Source organism: Rhodococcus cerastii, assembly GCF_033042195.1.
Classification (GTDB): Bacteria; Actinomycetota; Actinomycetes; order Mycobacteriales; family Mycobacteriaceae; genus Rhodococcoides.
This window is the reverse complement of the sequence record NZ_JAWLKF010000001.1, coordinates 253,522-272,687: the sequence shown is the minus strand read 5'-3', so window position 1 is coordinate 272,687 and position 19,166 is coordinate 253,522. Positions and strand designations below refer to the sequence as shown.

Annotated in this window: 30 protein-coding genes and 1 pseudogene; 12 read left to right on the top strand and 19 right to left on the bottom strand. The window is 63.0% G+C overall.

All coding sequences use genetic code 11. The features are described 5' to 3' along the window. Positions 1–12: 12 nt before the first annotated feature. The 6 genes from R3P93_RS01080 to infA form a co-directional block, all read right to left on the bottom strand. On the bottom strand, positions 13–1,077 hold the full coding sequence (locus R3P93_RS01080; RefSeq protein ID WP_317532232.1) for a DNA-directed RNA polymerase subunit alpha: 1,065 nt from the start codon (positions 1,075–1,077) through the stop codon (positions 13–15). A gap of 99 nt (positions 1,078–1,176) precedes the next feature. Further along, a complete protein-coding gene (rpsD, locus tag R3P93_RS01075; RefSeq protein WP_032397528.1) occupies positions 1,177–1,782 on the bottom strand; it encodes a 30S ribosomal protein S4 in 606 nt (201 codons plus the stop codon). Positions 1,783–1,803: 21 nt separating this feature from the next. Then, the gene (gene rpsK / locus R3P93_RS01070; RefSeq protein ID WP_027496331.1) at positions 1,804–2,217 is read right to left on the bottom strand and encodes a 30S ribosomal protein S11; all 414 of its coding nucleotides are present in this window, start codon (positions 2,215–2,217) and stop codon (positions 1,804–1,806) included. Then, entirely contained in the window at positions 2,217–2,591 is a 375-nt protein-coding gene (gene rpsM / locus R3P93_RS01065) for a 30S ribosomal protein S13 (protein ID WP_008718227.1), read from the bottom strand. The genes rpsK and rpsM overlap by 1 nt, the downstream gene beginning before the upstream one ends. 204 nt (positions 2,592–2,795) lie before the next feature. Further along, on the bottom strand, positions 2,796–2,909 hold the full coding sequence (gene rpmJ / locus R3P93_RS01060; RefSeq protein ID WP_025347279.1) for a 50S ribosomal protein L36: 114 nt from the start codon (positions 2,907–2,909) through the stop codon (positions 2,796–2,798). Positions 2,910–2,998: 89 nt separating this feature from the next. Continuing rightward, the gene (gene infA / locus R3P93_RS01055) at positions 2,999–3,220 is read right to left on the bottom strand and encodes a translation initiation factor IF-1 (RefSeq protein WP_005140011.1); all 222 of its coding nucleotides are present in this window, start codon (positions 3,218–3,220) and stop codon (positions 2,999–3,001) included. 348 nt (positions 3,221–3,568) lie between these two features. Here infA and R3P93_RS24580 point away from each other — a divergent pair. Both R3P93_RS24580 and R3P93_RS24575 read left to right on the top strand, forming a co-directional pair. After that, positions 3,569–3,742, top strand: a pseudogene (locus tag R3P93_RS24580) (glycosyltransferase); the annotation flags it as partial. A gap of 35 nt (positions 3,743–3,777) precedes the next feature. After that, positions 3,778–4,461, top strand: a complete 684-nt coding sequence (locus tag R3P93_RS24575) for a glycosyltransferase (RefSeq protein WP_366235704.1) — start codon at positions 3,778–3,780, stop codon at positions 4,459–4,461. An 18-nt stretch (positions 4,462–4,479) separates the two neighbouring features. Here R3P93_RS24575 and map read toward each other — a convergent pair whose 3' ends face one another. From map to rpsH, 9 genes are all read right to left on the bottom strand, one after another. Further along, the gene (gene map, locus R3P93_RS01045; protein WP_269594390.1) at positions 4,480–5,277 is read right to left on the bottom strand and encodes a type I methionyl aminopeptidase; all 798 of its coding nucleotides are present in this window, start codon (positions 5,275–5,277) and stop codon (positions 4,480–4,482) included. Next, positions 5,277–5,831: an adenylate kinase gene (locus tag R3P93_RS01040; protein ID WP_094639134.1), complete on the bottom strand. Its 555-nt coding sequence runs from the start codon at positions 5,829–5,831 to the stop codon at positions 5,277–5,279. The genes map and R3P93_RS01040 overlap by 1 nt, the downstream gene beginning before the upstream one ends. Continuing rightward, on the bottom strand, positions 5,828–7,150 hold the full coding sequence (secY, locus tag R3P93_RS01035; protein ID WP_032397531.1) for a preprotein translocase subunit SecY: 1,323 nt from the start codon (positions 7,148–7,150) through the stop codon (positions 5,828–5,830). The genes R3P93_RS01040 and secY overlap by 4 nt, the downstream gene beginning before the upstream one ends. Before the next feature lie 316 nt (positions 7,151–7,466). Next, positions 7,467–7,910, bottom strand: coding sequence for a 50S ribosomal protein L15 (rplO, locus tag R3P93_RS01030; protein WP_317532230.1), 444 nt, complete (start codon positions 7,908–7,910; stop codon positions 7,467–7,469). 2 nt (positions 7,911–7,912) lie between these two features. Continuing rightward, entirely contained in the window at positions 7,913–8,092 is a 180-nt protein-coding gene (rpmD, locus tag R3P93_RS01025; RefSeq protein ID WP_008718256.1) for a 50S ribosomal protein L30, read from the bottom strand. Continuing rightward, on the bottom strand, positions 8,092–8,763 hold the full coding sequence (gene rpsE, locus R3P93_RS01020) for a 30S ribosomal protein S5 (RefSeq protein ID WP_032397534.1): 672 nt from the start codon (positions 8,761–8,763) through the stop codon (positions 8,092–8,094). The genes rpmD and rpsE overlap by 1 nt, the downstream gene beginning before the upstream one ends. 34 nt (positions 8,764–8,797) lie before the next feature. After that, on the bottom strand, positions 8,798–9,214 hold the full coding sequence (gene rplR / locus R3P93_RS01015; protein ID WP_032365631.1) for a 50S ribosomal protein L18: 417 nt from the start codon (positions 9,212–9,214) through the stop codon (positions 8,798–8,800). A gap of 1 nt (position 9,215) precedes the next feature. Beyond that, entirely contained in the window at positions 9,216–9,755 is a 540-nt protein-coding gene (gene rplF / locus R3P93_RS01010) for a 50S ribosomal protein L6 (RefSeq protein WP_032397535.1), read from the bottom strand. A 14-nt stretch (positions 9,756–9,769) separates the two neighbouring features. Then, positions 9,770–10,168 (bottom strand): 30S ribosomal protein S8, encoded by a 399-nt coding sequence (gene rpsH, locus R3P93_RS01005; protein ID WP_008718266.1) that lies wholly within the window; start codon positions 10,166–10,168, stop codon positions 9,770–9,772. Between the two features lie 481 nt (positions 10,169–10,649). Between rpsH and R3P93_RS01000 the strand changes: the two genes are divergently transcribed. From R3P93_RS01000 to R3P93_RS00970, 8 genes are all read left to right on the top strand, one after another. Further along, on the top strand, positions 10,650–10,982 hold the full coding sequence (locus tag R3P93_RS01000; protein WP_317532229.1) for a WXG100 family type VII secretion target: 333 nt from the start codon (positions 10,650–10,652) through the stop codon (positions 10,980–10,982). Further along, complete coding sequence (locus tag R3P93_RS00995; RefSeq protein ID WP_317532228.1) at positions 10,979–11,269, top strand: WXG100 family type VII secretion target; 291 nt, start codon at positions 10,979–10,981, stop codon at positions 11,267–11,269. The genes R3P93_RS01000 and R3P93_RS00995 overlap by 4 nt, the downstream gene beginning before the upstream one ends. Continuing rightward, a complete protein-coding gene (locus R3P93_RS00990) occupies positions 11,269–12,474 on the top strand; it encodes a colicin E3/pyocin S6 family cytotoxin (RefSeq protein WP_317532227.1) in 1,206 nt (401 codons plus the stop codon). The genes R3P93_RS00995 and R3P93_RS00990 overlap by 1 nt, the downstream gene beginning before the upstream one ends. Before the next feature lie 2 nt (positions 12,475–12,476). After that, positions 12,477–12,716: a DUF7683 domain-containing protein gene (locus tag R3P93_RS00985; RefSeq protein WP_300525308.1), complete on the top strand. Its 240-nt coding sequence runs from the start codon at positions 12,477–12,479 to the stop codon at positions 12,714–12,716. Between the two features lie 15 nt (positions 12,717–12,731). Next, positions 12,732–12,983, top strand: coding sequence for a hypothetical protein (locus R3P93_RS00980; RefSeq protein ID WP_317532226.1), 252 nt, complete (start codon positions 12,732–12,734; stop codon positions 12,981–12,983). Between the two features lie 49 nt (positions 12,984–13,032). Continuing rightward, on the top strand, positions 13,033–13,272 hold the full coding sequence (locus R3P93_RS24675; RefSeq protein ID WP_449619213.1) for a DUF7683 domain-containing protein: 240 nt from the start codon (positions 13,033–13,035) through the stop codon (positions 13,270–13,272). 344 nt (positions 13,273–13,616) lie between these two features. Then, positions 13,617–14,984: a glutamine synthetase family protein gene (locus R3P93_RS00975; RefSeq protein WP_317532225.1), complete on the top strand. Its 1,368-nt coding sequence runs from the start codon at positions 13,617–13,619 to the stop codon at positions 14,982–14,984. Position 14,985: 1 nt separating this feature from the next. Beyond that, positions 14,986–15,684, top strand: a complete 699-nt coding sequence (locus tag R3P93_RS00970) for a DUF3303 domain-containing protein (protein WP_317532224.1) — start codon at positions 14,986–14,988, stop codon at positions 15,682–15,684. A gap of 93 nt (positions 15,685–15,777) precedes the next feature. On the opposite strand, the gene R3P93_RS00965 is transcribed toward R3P93_RS00970, so the two are convergent. From R3P93_RS00965 to rplN, 4 genes are read right to left on the bottom strand one after another with little or no spacing between them, the layout of a single operon-like run. Beyond that, a complete protein-coding gene (locus R3P93_RS00965) occupies positions 15,778–15,963 on the bottom strand; it encodes a type Z 30S ribosomal protein S14 (protein WP_008718273.1) in 186 nt (61 codons plus the stop codon). 4 nt (positions 15,964–15,967) lie between these two features. Then, entirely contained in the window at positions 15,968–16,540 is a 573-nt protein-coding gene (gene rplE / locus R3P93_RS00960) for a 50S ribosomal protein L5 (RefSeq protein WP_300518520.1), read from the bottom strand. A 1-nt stretch (position 16,541) separates the two neighbouring features. Continuing rightward, complete coding sequence (rplX, locus tag R3P93_RS00955) at positions 16,542–16,859, bottom strand: 50S ribosomal protein L24 (RefSeq protein WP_317532223.1); 318 nt, start codon at positions 16,857–16,859, stop codon at positions 16,542–16,544. Further along, positions 16,860–17,228 (bottom strand): 50S ribosomal protein L14, encoded by a 369-nt coding sequence (rplN, locus tag R3P93_RS00950; protein WP_032397538.1) that lies wholly within the window; start codon positions 17,226–17,228, stop codon positions 16,860–16,862. A 238-nt stretch (positions 17,229–17,466) separates the two neighbouring features. On the opposite strand from rplN, the gene R3P93_RS00945 reads away from it, so the two are divergent. Then, complete coding sequence (locus R3P93_RS00945; protein WP_317532222.1) at positions 17,467–18,504, top strand: endonuclease domain-containing protein; 1,038 nt, start codon at positions 17,467–17,469, stop codon at positions 18,502–18,504. Then, the gene (locus tag R3P93_RS00940; RefSeq protein WP_317532221.1) at positions 18,501–19,166 is read left to right on the top strand and encodes a hypothetical protein; all 666 of its coding nucleotides are present in this window, start codon (positions 18,501–18,503) and stop codon (positions 19,164–19,166) included. The genes R3P93_RS00945 and R3P93_RS00940 overlap by 4 nt, the downstream gene beginning before the upstream one ends.

The following is a 19,166-nucleotide window of genomic DNA, read 5'->3' as shown; positions in this document are numbered from 1 at the left end:
CCAGCGAGCTGATTACAGCTGTTCTGTCTCGGCGTAGTCCTGCTCGGCACCTTCGGTGTCGCTGAAGGAGCCGGCGTCGGTGTCACTCCACGTGCCCGTGGTGGCGTCGTAGCCAGGCACGGTGCTCGGATCGAACGACGCGGGGCTGTCCTTGAGGGAGAGGCCGAGCGAATGCAGCTTGACCTTCACCTCGTCGATGGACTTCTGCCCGAAGTTACGGATGTCGAGCAGATCGGACTCGGTACGACCAACCAACTCGCCGACGGTGTGAACACCCTCGCGCTTGAGGCAGTTGTAGGAACGGACGGTGAGGTCCAGATCCTCGATGGGGAGTCCGAAGGAAGCAATGTGATCGGCCTCGGCGGGCGAGGGTCCGATCTCGATGCCTTCTGCTTCGACGTTCAGCTCACGGGCGAGGCCGAAGAGCTCAACCAGGGTCTTGCCCGCCGAAGCGAGCGCGTCCCGCGCGGTGATGGAATTCTTGGTCTCCACGTCGAGAACGAGCCGATCGAAGTCGGTGCGCTGTTCGACGCGGGTGGCCTCCACCTTGTAGGTGACCTTGAGCACGGGTGAGTAGATCGAGTCGACCGGAATACGGCCGATCTCGGCACCCGAAGCCTTGTTCTGAACGGCGGGGACGTAGCCGCGACCGCGCTCGACTACGAGCTCGATCTCCAACTTGCCCTTGCCGTTCAGGGTCGCGATGTGCAGATCGGGGTTGTTCACCGTGACGCCGGCCGGGGGCACGATGTCGCCTGCGGTCACAGCGCCGGGGCCCTGCTTGCGGACGTACATGGTGACCGGTTCGTCTTCTTCGGAGCTCACCACGAGGCCCTTGAGGTTCAGGATGATGTCGGTGACATCTTCCTTGACTCCGGGGACGGTGGTGAATTCGTGGAGGACGCCGTCGATACGGATGCTGGTGACAGCAGCGCCGGGGATCGACGACAGCAGGGTGCGGCGGAGCGAGTTGCCGAGTGTGTAACCGAAGCCGGGCTCGAGCGGCTCGATGACGAATTTCGAGCGGTTGTCGGCGATGACCTCTTCGGTCAGCGTCGGGCGCTGTGAAATGAGCATTGTGTGTTCCTCCTGTACGGGCGTCCGCTATTTGACGCCCACGTGTGGAGGCGAAGACGCATGTGAGCCTCACGGGGAGACTCACATGCGTGCTGCGCCTTACTTCGAGTAGTACTCGACGATGAGCTGCTCCTGGAGCGGCACGTCGATCTGTGCGCGCTCCGGCAACCGGTGCACCAGGATGCGAAGACGGTTGGGAACGACCTGCAGCCACGGGGCGACGGGACGGTCGCCGTAGCTTTCGCGGGCGATCTGGATCGGCAGAGTCTGTGCCGACTTCTCACGCACGTCGATGATGTCGTACTGCGAGACGCGGTAGCTGGGGATGTCGACGCGCTTGTTGTTCACCAGGAAGTGACCGTGCGTGACCAGCTGACGGGCCTGACGACGCGTGCGTGCCAGTCCGGCGCGGTAGACGACGTTGTCGAGACGACTCTCGAGGATGGTCAGCAGGTTCTCGCCGGTCTTGCCGACCGTCCTGTTGGCTTCCTTGTAGTACAGACGGAACTGCTTCTCCATGACGCCGTAGGTGAAGCGAGCCTTCTGCTTCTCCTGCAGCTGGAGCAGGTACTCGCTCTCCTTGATCCGCGCGCGGCCGTGCTGGCCGGGCGGGTAGGGACGACGCTCGAACGCTTGGTCGCCTCCGACGAGGTCGACGCGCAGACGACGCGACTTGCGGGTGATAGGACCGGTATAACGTGCCATTTTCTAAACCTTTCCTTCCCGCTAGACCCGACGCCGCTTGGGCGGACGGCAGCCGTTGTGCGGCTGAGGGGTGACATCGGAGATGGTGCCGACCTCGAGGCCAGCGGCCTGAAGCGAGCGGATCGCGGTCTCACGGCCGGAGCCGGGACCCTTGACGAAGACGTCGACCTTCTTGACGCCGTGCTCCTGTGCCTTGCGCGCAGCGTTCTCGGCTGCGAGCTGTGCGGCGAACGGAGTCGACTTGCGCGAGCCCTTGAAGCCCACGTGTCCCGAGGACGCCCACGAGATGACGTTTCCGGCGGGGTCGGTGATCGACACGATCGTGTTGTTGAACGTGCTCTTGATGTGCGCAGATCCGTGCGGGACGTTCTTCTTGTCCCTGCGACGCGTCTTCTGCGCCTTCTTCGGACCGGTACCGCGTGCTTTGGGGGGCATTACTTCGCCTTCTTCTTGCCGGCAATGGTGCGCTTGGGTCCCTTACGGGTACGCGCATTGGTCTTGGTGCGCTGTCCACGGACGGGCAGACCACGACGGTGGCGAAGACCCTGGTAGCAGCCGATTTCGATCTTGCGACGGATGTCGGCCTGAACCTCGCGGCGCAGGTCGCCCTCGACCTTGAGGGACTCGTTGATGTAATCGCTGAGCTTGCGCAGATCGTCGTCGCCGAGATCCTTGCTTCGCAGGTCGGGGCTGACGCCCGTCGCTGTGAGGATTTCCTTGGAGCGGGTACGGCCGACGCCGTAGATGTAAGTCAGTGCGATCTCCATGCGCTTTTCGCGCGGCAGATCCACACCTGCGAGACGTGCCATGTGGCATTTCCTTTTCTTGTCCGGAGGTCTGCTCCCAGTCCGTCCCCTGTGTCCTTCTCACCGCTGGGGTGTGAAGCGTCTTTCAACTAACTCAGTGGGGCCCCGGCCTCCGTGCCGGGGGTCTGCCGCGACGCGTGTGTCGCGGTTGGTGCTGGGAGGTCATCTTCTAGCTGTTGCCAAGCCGACGTGCGAAATGCTCGGTGGTTATCCCTGACGCTGCTTGTGACGCAGGTTGTCGCAGATCACCATGACGCGTCCGTTACGACGAATCACCTTGCACTTTTCGCAGATCTTCTTGACGCTCGGCTGAACCTTCACGTCGTTGATCTCCTGTGTGTAGCTCGGCCCCGCTGCGTGCAGTGGCCCCGAGCATGGTTCTCCCCGACCGGACGTGGCCGGGGAAGCTCTTACTTGTAGCGGTAAACGATGCGTCCACGCGTGAGGTCGTAGGGCGAAAGCTCCACCACGACGCGATCCTCGGGAAGGATGCGGATGTAGTGCTGACGCATCTTTCCGCTGATGTGAGCGAGTACCTTGTGGCCGTTTTCGAGCTCAATGCGAAACATCGCATTGGGCAGCGGTTCGACAACTCGGCCCTCTACCTCGATAGCACCGTCTTTCTTGGCCATATCCTCCGCGATCCTGGCTCTCACACCTGGTTGATTGCATCTGTTTCCGTTACCGTGATGCCCACTGACCGACCCGAATCAACGGGTCGACGTATCGCCGGAACGGTTCGCAGCCCACCAGGGCACGCGAACATCCGGTACGCAGGGCGCACCGTCGATCCATGCTACCGGGTAATGCACGTCTGGCCAAATGCGTCCAGTGTCCATACTCCAGGTCAACGTTTGCCCCAGTTCGATTTCCTGAGCTAACGTTCCGCCGGGCTGCATCACAGCCGCACAACCACTGGCCGTACCGACTGCGTTCGCAGCGGCGGCCGTGTCCGCGAAGACGACTACGAGGCACCCCTCTTGAGATCAGACACGCGCGCCGGAGACCCGGTCGTATCCGTCATCATCCCAATTCACAACGCCAAGGACGTTCTCTACGATCAACTGCGAGCTCTCGCTCGACAGGACTACGAGCATCCGTTCACGGTGATCATCAGCGACAACGGCTCGACCGACGGCCTTCGCGAACACATCGACAGCCATCACCTTCGTGGCGCTCTGGACCTGAGATACGTCGATGCTGCGGGAACCCCGGGGCATCGTTCGCACGCAACCGGGGTGCAGACGCCGCCCGCAGCGAATTGCTTGCATTCTGCGACGCGGACGACGCGGTGCACCCGAGCTGGCTCCGACGCATCGTTGCGGGCCTCGACGAGTACGACCTCGTGGGTACCGGCCTGGAGACGGAGACACTGAACTCCGTTGCCACGCGAGCATCGACGCCTTTCGCACCGCCCACGGATCAGGGCAAGTCGACATTCCTGCCGTTCGTCATCGGTGCCAGCATGGCGTGCCGCAGATCGACCTACCGTCAGCTCGGCGGCATGCTCGAATACGTACACGCCAGCGAGGACATGGAATTCTCGTGGCGCGCACAGCACGCGGGCCGTCGGTTGCACTTCATCGCCGAACCACTGGTCTCGTACCGACTGCGCACCGGCCACCGGGAGAACTGGAAACAAGCGGGAGCTCTGGGATACGGATCGGCTCACGTGCGCGGCCTCTACCGAGTCCACGGCTGCCCGCCGTTCCGGGCCCGCTCGATCTCCGTCGCCCTGCTGATGCTGGGCGTACGGAACCCTCTGCTTCCGACTGCCGTGACAAGGACGCCCACTCGACTCTGGCTACGTCTGGTGGCTGCGCACCTCGGCCTGCTCCGTGGCGGGCGGCGCTACGGCTCGTTGGCCTGGTGACCCCGGCCGGGTCTGCCCCTAGCTGGGTCGTAGCGTCAGGATCCGCGGCCCGTCCTCGGTGACGGCAACGGTGTGTTCCCAGTGCGCGGATCGGGATCCGTCGGTGGTCACGACCGTCCACCCGTCGTCCAGAATGTCGGTCTCGTACGTTCCGAGGGTCAGCATGGGCTCGATCGCGAGGGTGGATCCGACCACCAACTCCGGCCCCTTGCCGGGCGCACCCTCGTTCGCAAGGAACGGGTCCATGTGCATTTCACGGCCGATGCCGTGACCGCCGTATCCGTCGACGATTCCGTACTTGCGGCCGTGTGCCTGCTCGGCCGCGTGGGTTCCGGATTCGATGGCGTGCGAGACGTCCGTGAGCCGGTTGCCGGGAAGCATCGCGGCGATACCGGCTTCCATCGACAGCCGCGTCGCCTCGCTCAGCATCGCATCGGCCTCGATGATGTCGCCGACACCGAACGTCCACGCAGAGTCTCCGTGCCAACCGTCGAGAACTGCCCCACAGTCGATGGACACCAGGTCGCCTGCGACCAGCAGCTCATCCGCCGACGGAATGCCGTGCACCACACGGTCGTTCACCGACGAGCAGATGCTGCCGGTGAAGCCGTGATACCCGAGGAACGACGGCACAGCGCCGGCGTCGCGAATGACCGCCTCGGCCACTCGGTCCAGCTCGAGAGTCGAGACACCGGGTACCGCCGCTGCCCGAACGGCAACCAGAGCAGCGCCGACGACCGCGCCGGCCGCAGCCATGGCGTCGAGTTCGCCTGCGCTGCGGAACGGCACGACCTTGCGTTTACGGCCGAACGCCATTACTTGCCGTGGTCCTCGATGGACTTCAGCGCGCGAGCGTTGACCTCGTCCACCTCACCGATCGCGTCGACCGTCACGAGTTGACCCTCGTAGTAGTCGAGCAGCGGCGCGGTCTCGTCCCGGTACACCTTGAGTCGGTTCCGGATGACGTCTTCCTTGTCGTCCTCGCGTCCACGCGAGAGCATGCGTTCGACGACGACGTCCTCGTCGACGGCGAAGGAGAGTACCGCGTCGAGCTCGGCGTTCAGATCCGCCAGGATGCCGACCAGCGCCTCGGCCTGACCCACCGAACGCGGGAAGCCGTCGAGCAGGAAGCCGTTCACCGCGTCGGGCTCGGCGAGGCGACTGCGGACCATGTCGATGGTCAGCTCACTGGGAACAAGGTCGCCTGCATCGAGGTACTTCTTCGCTTCGAGTCCGAGCGCCGTCTTCTCACCGATGTTCGCGCGAAACAGGTCGCCGGTGGAGATGTGCGGAACGCCCAGCTTCTCGGACAGGAGGACGGCCTGGGTGCCTTTGCCGGCACCGGGGGGACCGAGCAGAACAAGTCTCACTTGAGGAACCCTTCGTAGTTACGCTGCATCAGCTGGCTTTCGATTTGCTTCACGGTATCCAAGCCCACGCTGACCATGATCAGAACGGCGGTGCCGCCGAACGGCAGGTTCTGTCCTCCACCCGAACTTCCGATGTCGAGGAACAGGTTCGGCAGTACGGCAATGGTGCCCAGGTAGACCGCACCCGGCAACGTGATGCGACTGAGGACGTAGTTCAGATAGTCGGCGGTCGGCTTGCCCGGACGGATGCCCGGGATGAACCCGCCGAACTTCTTCATTTCGTCGGCGCGCTCTTCGGGGTTGAACGTGATCGCCACGTAGAAGTACGTGAAGAAGACGATCAGACCGAAGAAGATCGCGATGTACACCGGGTTTGCGGGGTTCACCAGGTACTCGTTGATGATGCGCTGCCACCAACTCGGATCGACCGCGGTGCTCGCCGAGGTGAGCTGGGCGATGAGGTTCGGCAGGTACAGCAGCGAGGACGCGAAGATCACCGGGATGACGCCGGCCTGGTTGACCTTGAGTGGAAGGTACGTGGACGAGCCGCCGTACATCTTTCGACCGACCATGCGCTTGGCGTACTGGACGGGAATTCGGCGCTGACCCTGCTCGACGAAGACCACGCCGGTGATGATCAGGAACGCTGCGAAACAGACGAATCCGAACACCAGCCCGCCGCGGCTCTCGAGGATCGAGTTGCCCTCGGACGGGATACGCGAGGCGATTCCGGCGAAGATGAGCAGCGACATGCCGTTGCCGACGCCGCGCTCGGTGATGACCTCGCCGAACCACATGACGACGGCTGCACCGGCGGTCATGACGAGCACGATGATGACGAGGCCGAAGATGGACTGGTCAGCGATGATGTCCTGCTGGCAGCCCTGAAGCAGCTGGCCGCGCGAAGCGAGTGCCACCAGGCCGGTCGCCTGCAGGATGGCCAAGGCGATCGACAGATAACGCGTGTACTGCGTCATCTTGGCCTGCCCGGACTGGCCCTCCTTGCGGAGTTCCTCGAACTTCGGGATGACGACGGTGAGCAGCTGCACGATGATGCTGGCGGTGATGTACGGCATGATGCCGATCGCGAACACCGAGAGCTGAAGGAGCGCTCCACCGGAGAACAGGTTGATCAACGAGTAGATGCCCGCCGAGTCTCCACCGGAGACCTGGTCGATGCATGCTCGGACATTGGCGTAGTCGACGCCCGGCGACGGCAGCGTGGCACCGAAGCGATACAGGGCGACCAGACCGAGCGTGAAGAGGATCTTCCGTCTCAGGTCAGGAGTCCTGAGGGCCGACACGAAGGCGGAAAGCAAAGATCCTCCTGGCACGACTGCATTGACGCTGCGAGTACTTCGTCGGGAGCGCAAACCGGTGCTCCCGTGAGCCTCACGAGCATGGACTGCAAGCGACATGCGTCGCCCGCATCGAAACGAACTTCTGTGAACTCTAGAACTCTAACAGTGCGTATCGAACCGCCCGACGGTCAGTGTTGGACCCCGTCCGTTCGGTCGACCACGGCACGTGGTGCCGAGGCAACGATGGCCGCAGCTCAGCTGCGAGAGCTGTGGCTGCGGCCATCGTCACGAACTGCTGGTCGATGCACTGCTACTCAGCACATCGAACCGATGCTCATACCTCGGTTGCAGAACCGCCGGCAGCGGCGATCTTTTCCTTGGCGGAGCCCGTGAACTTGTTGGCCGAGATCTCGACCTTCACGGACAGGTTTCCGTCGCCGAGAACCTTGACGGGCTCGTTCTTGCGAACGGCACCCTTGGCGATGAGCTCGGGGATACCGATCTGACCGCCCTCGGGGAACAAACGCTCGATGTCACGCAGGTTCACGACCTGGAACACGACACGGTTGCGATTGGTGAAGCCCTTGAGCTTCGGGAGCCGCATGTGGAGGGGCATCTGGCCACCCTCGAAGCGTGCCGGCACGTTCTTGCGTGCGCCGGTTCCCTTGGTACCGCGACCTGCGGTCTTGCCACGCTTGCCACCTTCACCACGGCCGACGCGAATCTTCGTCGACTTGGATCCGGCTGCGGGGCGCAGGTGGTGCAGTTTGATGGTCATGGTTAGACCTCCTCAACAGTTACGAGGTGGCGCACCGTGTTGACCAGTCCGCGGTTCTGCGGGTTGTCCTCGCGGACGACCGTCTGGCGGATGCCCTTGAGCCCGAGAGTACGCAGGCTGTCACGCTGGTTCGCCTTCTGGCCGATGGTGCTCTTGATCTGGGTGACCTTCAGCTGAGCCATTACTTCACCGCTCCTGCCTGTGCGCGTGCGCGCAGCATTCCGGCGGGTGCAACCTCTTCGAGGGTCAGGCCGCGGCGAGCCGCAACTTCCTCGGGACGCTGCAGACCCTTGAGGGCTGCGACGGTCGCGTGCACGACGTTGATGGCGTTGTCGCTACCGAGCGACTTCGACAGCACGTCGTGGACACCGGCGCACTCCAGCACGGCACGCACAGCGCCACCGGCGATGACGCCGGTACCGGCGCTGGCCGGACGCAACATGACGACGCCTGCTGCGGCTTCGCCCTGGATGGGGTGGGTGATGGTGCCGGCGATCATCGGGACGCGGAAGAAGCTCTTGCGAGCCTCCTCGACACCCTTCTGGATGGCCGCGGGAACTTCCTTGGCCTTGCCGTAGCCGACGCCGACCAGTCCGTTGCCGTCACCGACGATGACGAGGGCGGTGAAGCTGAAGCGTCGACCACCCTTGACCACCTTGGAGACGCGGTTGATCGTGACGACCTTCTCGATGAAGTTCGACTTGTCCGCAGCGTTGCCGCCACGGCCGTTGTCACGACGGTCACGACCGCCACCGCGGTTGTCGCCGCGCTGGTTGTTGTCGCCACCTGCGTTGGGGCCACTGTTCTGTCCGGCGGGGCCGCTTCCGCCGTCACGCCGTTGACGTCCCGGCATCAGGCTGTCCTTCCGTTGTCAGTCATTGTCATCATCAGAACGTCAACCCGCCTTCACGGGCTGCGTCTGCGAGTGCCGCGATGCGGCCGCTGTAGTTGTTGCCGCCGCGGTCGAACACGACTGCCTCGACGCCGGCTGCCTTCGCGCGGCTGGCGATGAGCTCGCCGACCTTCGCGCTGACGGCCTTCTTGTCGCCCTCGAGGGCGCGCACATCTGCTTCGATGCTCGACGCGCTGGCCAGCGTGTGGCCGGCGAGGTCGTCGATCAACTGCACGTGGATGTGACGCGAGGACCGGTTGACGACCAAGCGGGGACGCTCGGGCGTGCCGGAGATCTTCTTGCGAAGGCGGAAGTGACGACGTGCCTTCGACAGGCGACGCTTCGTCGAGACGTCGGTGCCACGCGGAGTGCGCTTGACGACGTTCGCCTTGTCTGCTGTTTGCTGGCTCATATCACTTACCCGTCTTTCCGACCTTGCGGCGGATCACTTCACCCTCGTAGCGGATGCCCTTGCCCTTGTACGGGTCCGGACGCCGCAGACGACGAATGTTGGCAGAGATCTGACCGACCTTCTGCTTGTCGATGCCGACAACGGTGAATCGCGTGGGCGACTCGACCGTGAACGTGATGCCCTCGGGTGCTTCGATCAGCACGGGATGGCTGTAACCGAGTGCGAACTCGAGGTCCTTGCCCTTGAGTACGACGCGGTAACCGACGCCGTGAATCTCCATCTTGTTGGTGTAACCGTTGGTGACACCGGTGATGAGGTTCGCGACGAGAGTGCGCGAAAGTCCGTGCAGTGCACGGCTCTTGCGCTCGTCATCGGGCCGGGTGACGGCGATGGTGCCGTCGTCGGCGCGAGCGATCTGGATGGGCTCGGCGACCGTCAGGCTCAGGGCACCCTTGGGGCCCTTGACCGCAACGTTCTGGCCGTCGATGGTGATATCGACTCCAGCGGGGACCGGTACCGGCAATTTTCCAATACGTGACATGGTGGTGGCCTCCCCTACCAGACGTAGGCGAGGACTTCTCCGCCCACACCCTGCTTGGCCGCCTGACGCTCCGTGAGCAGACCTGTGGACGTGGAGATGATCGCCACGCCCAGGCCGCCGAGAACCTTGGGCAGATTGGTGGATTTTGCGTACACCCGGAGACCGGGCTTGGAGACGCGTCGCACGCCGGCGAGGCTGCGCTCACGGCTCGGGCCGTACTTCAGATCGACGATGAGGGTCTTGCCCACCTCGGCGTCTTCCGTGCGGTAGTCGGAGATGTAGCCCTCGCGCTTGAGGATCTCGGCGATGTTCGCCTTGAGCTTCGAGTGGGGAAGCTTCACCTCGTCGTGGTACGCCGAATTGGCGTTGCGCAGACGGGTCAAGAAGTCTGCAATTGGATCGGTCATCGTCATGGTGTGACCTGTGCACCTTTCTCGCAGCGGTTCCCATACAGCACGCGCGAGCTGGTGCCCCTGGATTCTCGAGAACCCGGCGGGCCTGGCTCGTCACATCGTGGGCCTACAACGAAGTGAACATGTCCTGACCGACTGTTGCCGGTCAGGGGTTGCGCTCCAAGCAATGCATCGCTGCACTGCCAGGTGTTTCGAGCTTCCGCATTTCGATGCTGACGTACGGAGAACTCGAGGTTGCGTTTCCATTGCAAGGACTCGCGTGCAGGCACGACGAAGCCCGGGCAACCGCTCTAGTGTAGGGAACCGGGTGCCATTCTCAAAATCGGTCGTGGTAGAGCTCGAGCGGCACCACGCCAGTAGAACTCGCGAGACACAGCCGTGCTCGTCGGTTCGGTGCAGTATTCTTCCGGAATCATTTCATCGCTCCGGGGGGTTCGATGCGCACAACCGATTCCGTTGCCAGGACGGTCGACGTCCCACCATGGCCGGGTTCGTCCCGCACGACGCAGTGAAAGCCGATCCCGATCGGATCCGCCGTGCCTCTGCTCGGATGTCCGGCCTCGCCGACGTGTTGTGGGATGACATCGATCTCGTCCGTCTCGCCGTGGAGGAATTGCTGGAGACCTCCTGGACAGGCGCTGCGGCCGATTCCCATGCAGTTCTGTGGGCGGAGTGGGTCGATTCGGCTCGGAAGATATGCGGCGCGCTCACCGAGGACGCGTGGCTGCTCGATGGCTTTGCGACCGAATATGCCGCAACGGACAACGTGATCGATGAACACGTGGTGGATTCCGGCCTTCGGTTGGACCGTTGACGGCGCGCTACGTCGCCGACGTCGAGAAGATTTTCGCTCTTGTCGATCGCGCACACATAGTTGGAGCCACGATCGAATCGGCTATCGCCGATGTGGAGCGCGAGGTGAACGATCTCGGCATCGAATGGGAAGGCGAAGCGGCTGAGGCGCACCGCTCGAAGCACGAGCTGCTCCGGCAGGAATTGAACGATATGCGAACCGCACTCGCGCAACTCGGCACGCTGGCGCGAGGTGCCCATGATCGCTACCGCGCAGCCGTCGACCACAACAAGCGAATGTGGCCCTGATGGCCCCGATCAGCGTCGACCCGCACATCCTCGCCGATGCGGCCTCCCAGTACAGCAGCGCCAAGACCATCTCGAGCGGCGCGATAGCGGAACTCGCCGCGGAACTCCACCGGAACTGGGGCTGCGCAGGCACCGACAACGCCGGAAAGTCTTGGGCAGACAGCTACGACTCCGCGGCATTCGACGCAGTCACCGCGGGGACCGACATCGCGAATGCGTTCGGCAAGCTCCACGACCTGCTTGCAACAACCGGTGTCAACCACGCCAACGCAGAGAATGCGAACACCGTTCCGCCGACACCGCCGCTGCCCGCTCCCCCACAACTTCCTCATACGAATACACCGCGGTTCAACGGTTCCTACGGCGGCGATACCGACGCCCCGATGGGGTGGGGACTGATCACGCGTTGGCTACAGGGCCACATGTGGCCCAACGGTGACCCGGAGAAGTTGCGGGGACTCGGAAGCGCGTGGCGCACCGCCGCCGAAGAGCTGAGACGAGCGAGCGACGCCACGAACTCCGCGTGGACCGACATCGAAAAACTTGCCTCCGACGAATTGCCGCAGGTCCTCGCCCAGATGGACGGCGTCCACAGCGCTGCGCACAACGTCGCCGACCAATTCGACACTCTCGCGAGCGCTTGCGGCGAATGGGCGTCGACCATTCAGGACGCGCACCAGAGCGTCATCGATATCGTGGGAACCGCCATCGTTGCCGGCACGATCGCCGGTGCAGTTGCCGGCTTCTTCACCCTCGGCGTGGGAACAGTCGCCGTTACCGGCGCGACGGGCAGCGTCATCGCCGGAAGTGTCATCGCCGTCCTGACCGGAGTGGAAGCGGCGTCCGCAATTGCCGTCGGTGTCACCGTGGCAACCGGGGCGGCGGCCATTGGAATTGCATCGGACGTGCAACCGCTCCTACAAGCAAGTCCGACCACCTTCAACGCAAACACCGGCGGAGGAAATTGGCACTACAACCCTCCCCCGGCTGATCGACGGCTTCCTGGCTTTCCTGATGCCAAACAGACGAAGCCGTTGAATAATCGACCGCGTTGGACTGACAGCAGAGGAAATATTTTGGAGTGGGACTACCAGCACGGAGCTATCGAAAAATACACGAAAAACGGAAAACACCTAGGCGAGTTCGACCCAGTAACGGGCGACATGACCAAGGGGCCAGCGCCCGGCCGAACACCAGGGAGATGACAATGTGGTACTTGGACGCGTACGAGAACAAATCTGAACTTCTTGCAAAAAGCTATCCGCTTCAGGGTGCAACCAGCACGACTATAGAAGAATTGATCGGGACAAATGAAGAAAGCGGACCGATTGAAGCCGCAATGCACGAGGTTGCGCCCGCAGACTTACCTAGATTCGCCAGATATATTGATGGCGAGCTGCTGATCGACCTCGGCTGTACATACTTCGTAGGCCTTTTCGCAGACTGACTAAAGAAGAAGGGAATGTGGTACTTGCAAGAATTCGATGATGAAACCGAGTTGGGAACAGAAATACACCTTCTTCGCGACATGACTGTCGAATTCGTCAAACGCACGCTCCAGATCGATGACAGCGACTTCGACCTACCCGTTGCAGTCGGCCAGAACGACGTTCCGGCGGAGACGATACCCAACTTTGCTCGGTTCATGCAAATACCGTTCGAGGCGAAGGAGAATCATTCGCACGAAGTCTCGTTTCTTGCCGAACCGAAATAGACTTCACAATCCGCCACCATGGCCGGTAAGCAAGAAGTAGCGAGACGGCATGTGGTATTTGGAATCTTATAATAAACGAACCGATACGATCGCACACAGCTATCTCCTGACTGCTATCACCGGAGACGAAATCAGAGAACTGATTGACGTCGACGAAAGTGAACTTCCCCTAGAAATGGGATCATATCCAGTCGCATTGGCCGACGTGCCGAAGTTCGCGCGGTACATCGAGGGCGATTTCAGGATCAGCTCCGATAATGAGTACTTCATCGGCCTGTTCACCGACTGAGGAAAAGCAGTCTGGCACCTGGAGGCCAGCTGTAACGCGACTGAAAACCGGCCCGAAATTCACGTGCTCGGGAACATGACTGTCGACATTCAGAATCTGTCATTCGGCACCTGACATCACAACGCGCCCTGACACGGTCCGGAGGTTCAGATGCAGGCCTCGGGCACTCTTCAACCCTGTTCCAATGTCGTCCGTGAGACTCACGTCGCGGCGACTCCGCCCTGGGCTCAACCGCATAGACGATGAAGCGCGGCAATCGCTCAGTTCCCGCGCAGCCCAGCCATTTCGCAATCCGCACACCCGGTTGGACACCCGAACTCCCACTTCTTCGCTAACGTCGGACCATGACGGACTCGAAGGCAGTCGACATCGACCATCTCACCCACTCGCTGCGCGACCGCAACATCGCCGGGGTGACCATCGGCTGGGTCGACAACAACGGCATCGTCCGATCACGCACCGTGCCCACCGCAGAATTGACGGCAGTCGCACGTCGCGGAGTGGGAATCACCGCGGTCTTCGCCGTATTCGATTCGCACGACGGGATCACGTTCGCCCACGATGGACTGTCGACCCCGTCCGGCGATGTGCGGTTGATTCCGGTGATCGACAACGCGTCGAGCGTAGTAGCGCTCGCCGGCCAATCGGGGCTTGCCTGGGTACACGGCCGGCAGCTCTCAGCAGACGGCTCTCCCTGGCCCTACGATCAACGCGCGGTTCTCGAGCGTCAGGTGCAGAAGGCGTCCGATGCCGGATTCGAGGTGCGGGCCGGATTCGAGATCGAGTTCGCGCTTACTCGCGAATCGGACGGCCTGTCCGCTCATCGCGGACCTGCCTACTCCGCGAACGCAGTACGTGATGTCGACGAATTCGTCGTGCTGCTGCTCAACGCGCTTGCCGCGAACAGTCTGAATATCGGCCAGATTCACGCCGAGTACGGCGCTTCCCAGATCGAGATCGCGCTCAGTCCACTCGATCCACTCGCCGCGGCCGATGCGCAGATCCTCGCGCGGCAGACCATCCACTCAGCGGCACGTGCTCTGGGTCTGCGGGCCAGCTTCGCTCCCTTGCCGTCGTCGAGCAGTGCAGGCAATGGTTGGCATCTGCACACGTCGCTGGTCCGCGACGGCCGGAACGCTCTGACCGGAGACGGAGAGCACGGATTGTCCGAGACCGGGCGGTCCTACATCGCCGGCCTGGTTCGAGAACTGCCGGGACTCACTGCCATCACGGCACCGAGTTCGGGATCGCTGCTGCGTCGTCGACCCGGCTACTGGGCCGGTGCCTTCGGGTTCTGGGGCGTCGAGAACCGTGAGGCTGCAGTGCGGCTCGTACCGTCGTCGCCGCTGCTCGGTCCGAATCACACAAACGTCGAGTTGAAAGCGTGCGATGCGTCCGCCAACCCGTATCTGGCGCTGGCCGTCACGATTGCGGCCGGCCTGTCGGGAGTAGCGGATTCGGCCCAGTTGCCGCCACCCGTTCAAGAGGATGTGGGCGGCTGGGACGACGCACGTCGTGAGGCCGCGGGTATCTCCCCACTCGCGACGACCCATACTCAGCAGCGGGAGAACCTGCTGTCATCCGAACTGGTCGCGAACGTGTTGGGCGAGGATCTTCTGGGAGCGTTCGTTGCGTGCCGGGACGCCGATGCCGCGTGGGCGGAGAGTCACACCGAGGACGAACTGCTCGAGTCGTTGCGCTGGATCTACTGAGATGCTGCGACGGTTCCCCGGCGCAGGTGCAATCGTCTCGTCACTCGATCGTGTTCTGCCGCAACCGGATCAACTCTGCGGACCGTTCTCGGCATCGGTAGCGTTGACCGCTGTTCTCGACGAAGACGCACCGGATGTCACGGCACTCGCGGTCGCATCGGGATCCGCGATCTGGCCGATCGAGGTCGAGTCGGCGCGTCCCCCTGGATCGCCCCGGACCACCGACGGGTGGGATGTACTGCCGAGGGCTGCATCGATCGATGCAGCCGGGACCACAGCAGCAGGTCTCGCGTCGGGCATCGAGACGGCGACCGACCACCGCGTTTCCGTTGTTCCGATCAGGGGACCCGGTGCCGGGAGACTGCGTCTGTTTCTTTCCCGCCTCGCGGACGCGCAGTTCCGATTCAGCCTGCTGGCGAATGTACATACTGCAGAGTTGACCGAATTCGATTGGAACGTAGGGCATTTCGTGACCGTCTGGGGATTCGACCCAGCCGAGGACGGAGTAGCGATTGCCGACACCTATCGAGAACTCGGAGACCCAACTATGCCACCCGGATGTAGGACCGTCTCCGCCGATGCTTTCGCGTCGGCGATGTCCGAACGCGGCCTGCTCATGATCGTCGAGAGCGATGATCACGATGCCGCACTGGCTCTGACCCGATCGCTCGATCTGCGACACGACGTGTGGTCGGTATGAAGCTCCGGGCCTGAGAAACACGAAATGGGCGTGGGTTCCTCGAAAGGAACCCACGCCCATCAGCGTGGTGTGGTGAAGCCCGAGGGCTTCAGATCACCAGGAGCTCTTGCGAACTCCGGGAAGCTCTCCGGCGTGTGCCATCTCGCGCACGCAGATACGGCAGAGGCCGAACTTGCGGAACACGGAATGGGGACGGCCGCAGCGGTTGCAGCGAGTGTATGCACGCACCGCGAACTTCGGCTTCTTGTTGGCCTTGTTGACCAATGCCTTCTTCGCCATGGACTCAGTTCTCCTTGAACGGGAAGCCGAGGTGCTTGAGCAGCGCGCGGCCTTCTTCGTTGTTGGTTGCGGTGGTTACTACGGTGATGTCCATGCCGCGCGGACGGTCGATCTTGTCCACGTCGATCTCGTGGAACATCGACTGCTCGTTGAGGCCGAACGTGTAGTTTCCGTTGCCGTCGAACTGCGTGCCCGAGAGGCCGCGGAAGTCCCTGATTCGGGGAAGGGCAATGGAGACCAGACGGTCGAGGAACTCCCACATGCGGTCGCCACGGAGGGTGACGCGTGCGCCGATGGGCATTCCTTCGCGCAGCTTGAACTGTGCGATGGACTTGCGAGCCTTGCGGATCTCCGGCTTCTGGCCGGTGATGGCAGCGAGGTCGGCAACTGCACCGTTGATCAGCTTGGCGTCACGGGCGGCGTCGCCGACACCCATGTTGACGACGACCTTGACGATGCCGGGGATCTGCATGACGTTCTCGTATGCAAATTCGGTGTTCAGGGCGTCTTTGATCTCGGCGCGGTAGCGCGCCTTGAGGCGGGGCTGTGCGCCCGCGATGTTTTCGGTGGTAGTCATCTCAGATGTCCTTCCCGTTCTTCCGGGAAACACGAACGCGCTTGCCGGTTTCATCGTCGGTCCGGTAGCCCACGCGAGTGGGGTTTCCGTCCGAGTCGACCACTGCGACGTTCGATACGTGGATCGGGGCTTCCTGGGTGACGATGCCACCCGAGGATGCGCCGCGCTGGTTGGCGGAGACCGCGGTGTGCTTCTTGATGCGGTTCACACCCTCGACCAGAACCTTGGAGTCAGCGGGGTAGGCCTGAATGACCTTGCCCTTGGCACCCTTGTCCTTGCCTGCGATCACGAGAACGGTGTCGCCCTTGTGCACCTTCATTTACAGCACCTCCGGGGCGAGCGAGACGATCTTCATGAACTTCTTCTCACGCAGCTCACGGCCGACCGGGCCGAAGATACGAGTTCCACGGGGATCGTTGTCGGGCTTGATCAGCACCGCAGCGTTCTCGTCGAAACGGATGTACGAGCCATCCGGACGGCGACGCTCCTTGATGGTGCGGACGATGACGGCCTTGACGACCTCACCCTTCTTGATGTTTCCACCGGGAATGGCGTCCTTCACCGTAGCTACGATGATGTCGCCGATTCCGGCGTAGCGACGTGACGAACCACCGAGAACGCGGATGCAAAGGATTTCCTTCGCGCCCGTGTTATCAGCGACGCGTACTCGCGACTCCTGCTGAATCACTAACTTCTCCTTGACCTGGATGTACGTACGTGCCGGATTTCCGTCCCGACACGCGCGGTCGGCTGCCGGGAACGGGCGCACGAAGGCACACCGCTGCCACAGGCAACCGGTCAAGTGTAGGGGAACGGGCCCTCGGGATCCAAATCGCCATCGCGCGAGCACCGACCGCCGCCTGCCGACCCGGAACTCTCGGTACGGTTTCGGGGATGGGACATCTTCGGATCAGCGGGGCGCGGCGATGACGTCGACGGGCGACGGCGGCCACTGGTGGTCGAGTCTGCCACTGGATCGGGTCGTCCGACTGCACGGTGCCACCGAGCGTGAACTCGCCGAGTCCGTGAACCCTCTGCCGTCGGACGCGCCCTCGATCGTGTTCTTCGCGGTCGATCCAGCGACGGCGAATCGTGCCGTCGATCTCGTCGATGCGGTGGTGGCAGAACTCGAGAACGCTGCAGTCGACTCGGTTCCGCTGTTGCTCACGGAATTCGACCATCAGGAAGACTCGTCGACGTTGCATCGGCGCGCTGCACGCGCCGCCGCTGTGCGGCTCGCCGGCGACACAGCGCACTTCGGTCCGTACGTCGGGGCCCTCGCAGATGCCGCAGTCGCGGGGCGGTCGCCGCGTCGAACCGCATTCACCGTCGAGACCCGAGCAGCAGGGTCGGCCCGAGTACTTGCCTCCGCTCAGCACAGAAGCACTGTTGCCCTCGTGTTGGTCGTGCCCGTCGGAACGGACGCCGGAGTCGTCGCGGGAGCAGCGGAATGGTTGTGCGCCCACGCCGGGGCAGGGGTCTGGGTGACGGGCGACGGGGCGTCGAGCGTGAACCGATTCCCGTCGGTCTCGGTACGTGCGCCGGAAGTACCCGACGGCGTCAGCACGGTCCTCGATCGATTCCGGCCGCTCAGCTATCCCCCGATCGCGGGTCACCCCCACCCGGCGAGCGAACCCGAGAAGCGTCTGTGCCGCGCGCTGGACGCCCATGACTGGGCCACCGGGCGTGAGCACAACCGCTCGATCCGGCTCGACGAGCTCAGCCGACCGTTCACGGTCGACGTACTGTGGCGCACCGAGAAGGTCGTGGTGGAAATCGACGGAAACGAGCACCGGGCAGTCGATCGGTTCGCCGAGGACCGCGTCCGTGACAACCAGCTGCAGACACACGGCTACATGGTGTTGCGCTTCACCAATGCTCAGGTGATCGACGATCCGCAACGTGTGGTCGCTACCATCCGCGAGGCAGTATCGAGAAGACGATCGAAGGGGGATCCTCGATGAGCACCGAAGACCTGAACGGGACGGAAGCGGCAGTGCTGCTCGTCCTGATGGCCGAGGCAAGTCCGGTCAAGAACTCCGAACTCAGAGCGATGGGACCCGAGCTCGCGAAGCCGTCCCGGGACAGGCTGAAGAATGCCGGTCTGATCGAGGTGAATGCATCCGTCCGACCGATGACTCTCGAACTGACCGACAAGGGTTGGCGCACCTGCGGCGAACTCATCGGCGGGGAGCCACCGGCCCGGTCGACGGGAGCAGGAAAGGCCATGTTCACCGTCTTGGCCGGGTTGCGTCGGTGGCTCGACCGCACCGACAGCCGTCCGGCAGACGTGTTCTCGCCCCGCGGAGACGAGGCTGCACCCGACGAATCTGCAATCGACGAGAAGGCCGTCGATTCCGATACCGTCGACATCGAAGCCTCGATTCGCGCGGCGTATGCCCGGATCGCGCGCGAACCCGGCAGCACCGTGCGACTCTCGCGCCTGCGAAACGAGTTGCGCGACATACCCAGAACCGATCTGGACGACGCCCTCGCGCGCCTGCGTCGTGCGGCGGATGTCTCGCTGATACCCGAAGAAAATCAGAAGACTCTGACCGACGAGGAACGCGCCGCGGCCGTCGTCGTCGGTAATCAGCAGAACCACCTTCTTTCGATCGAACCATGA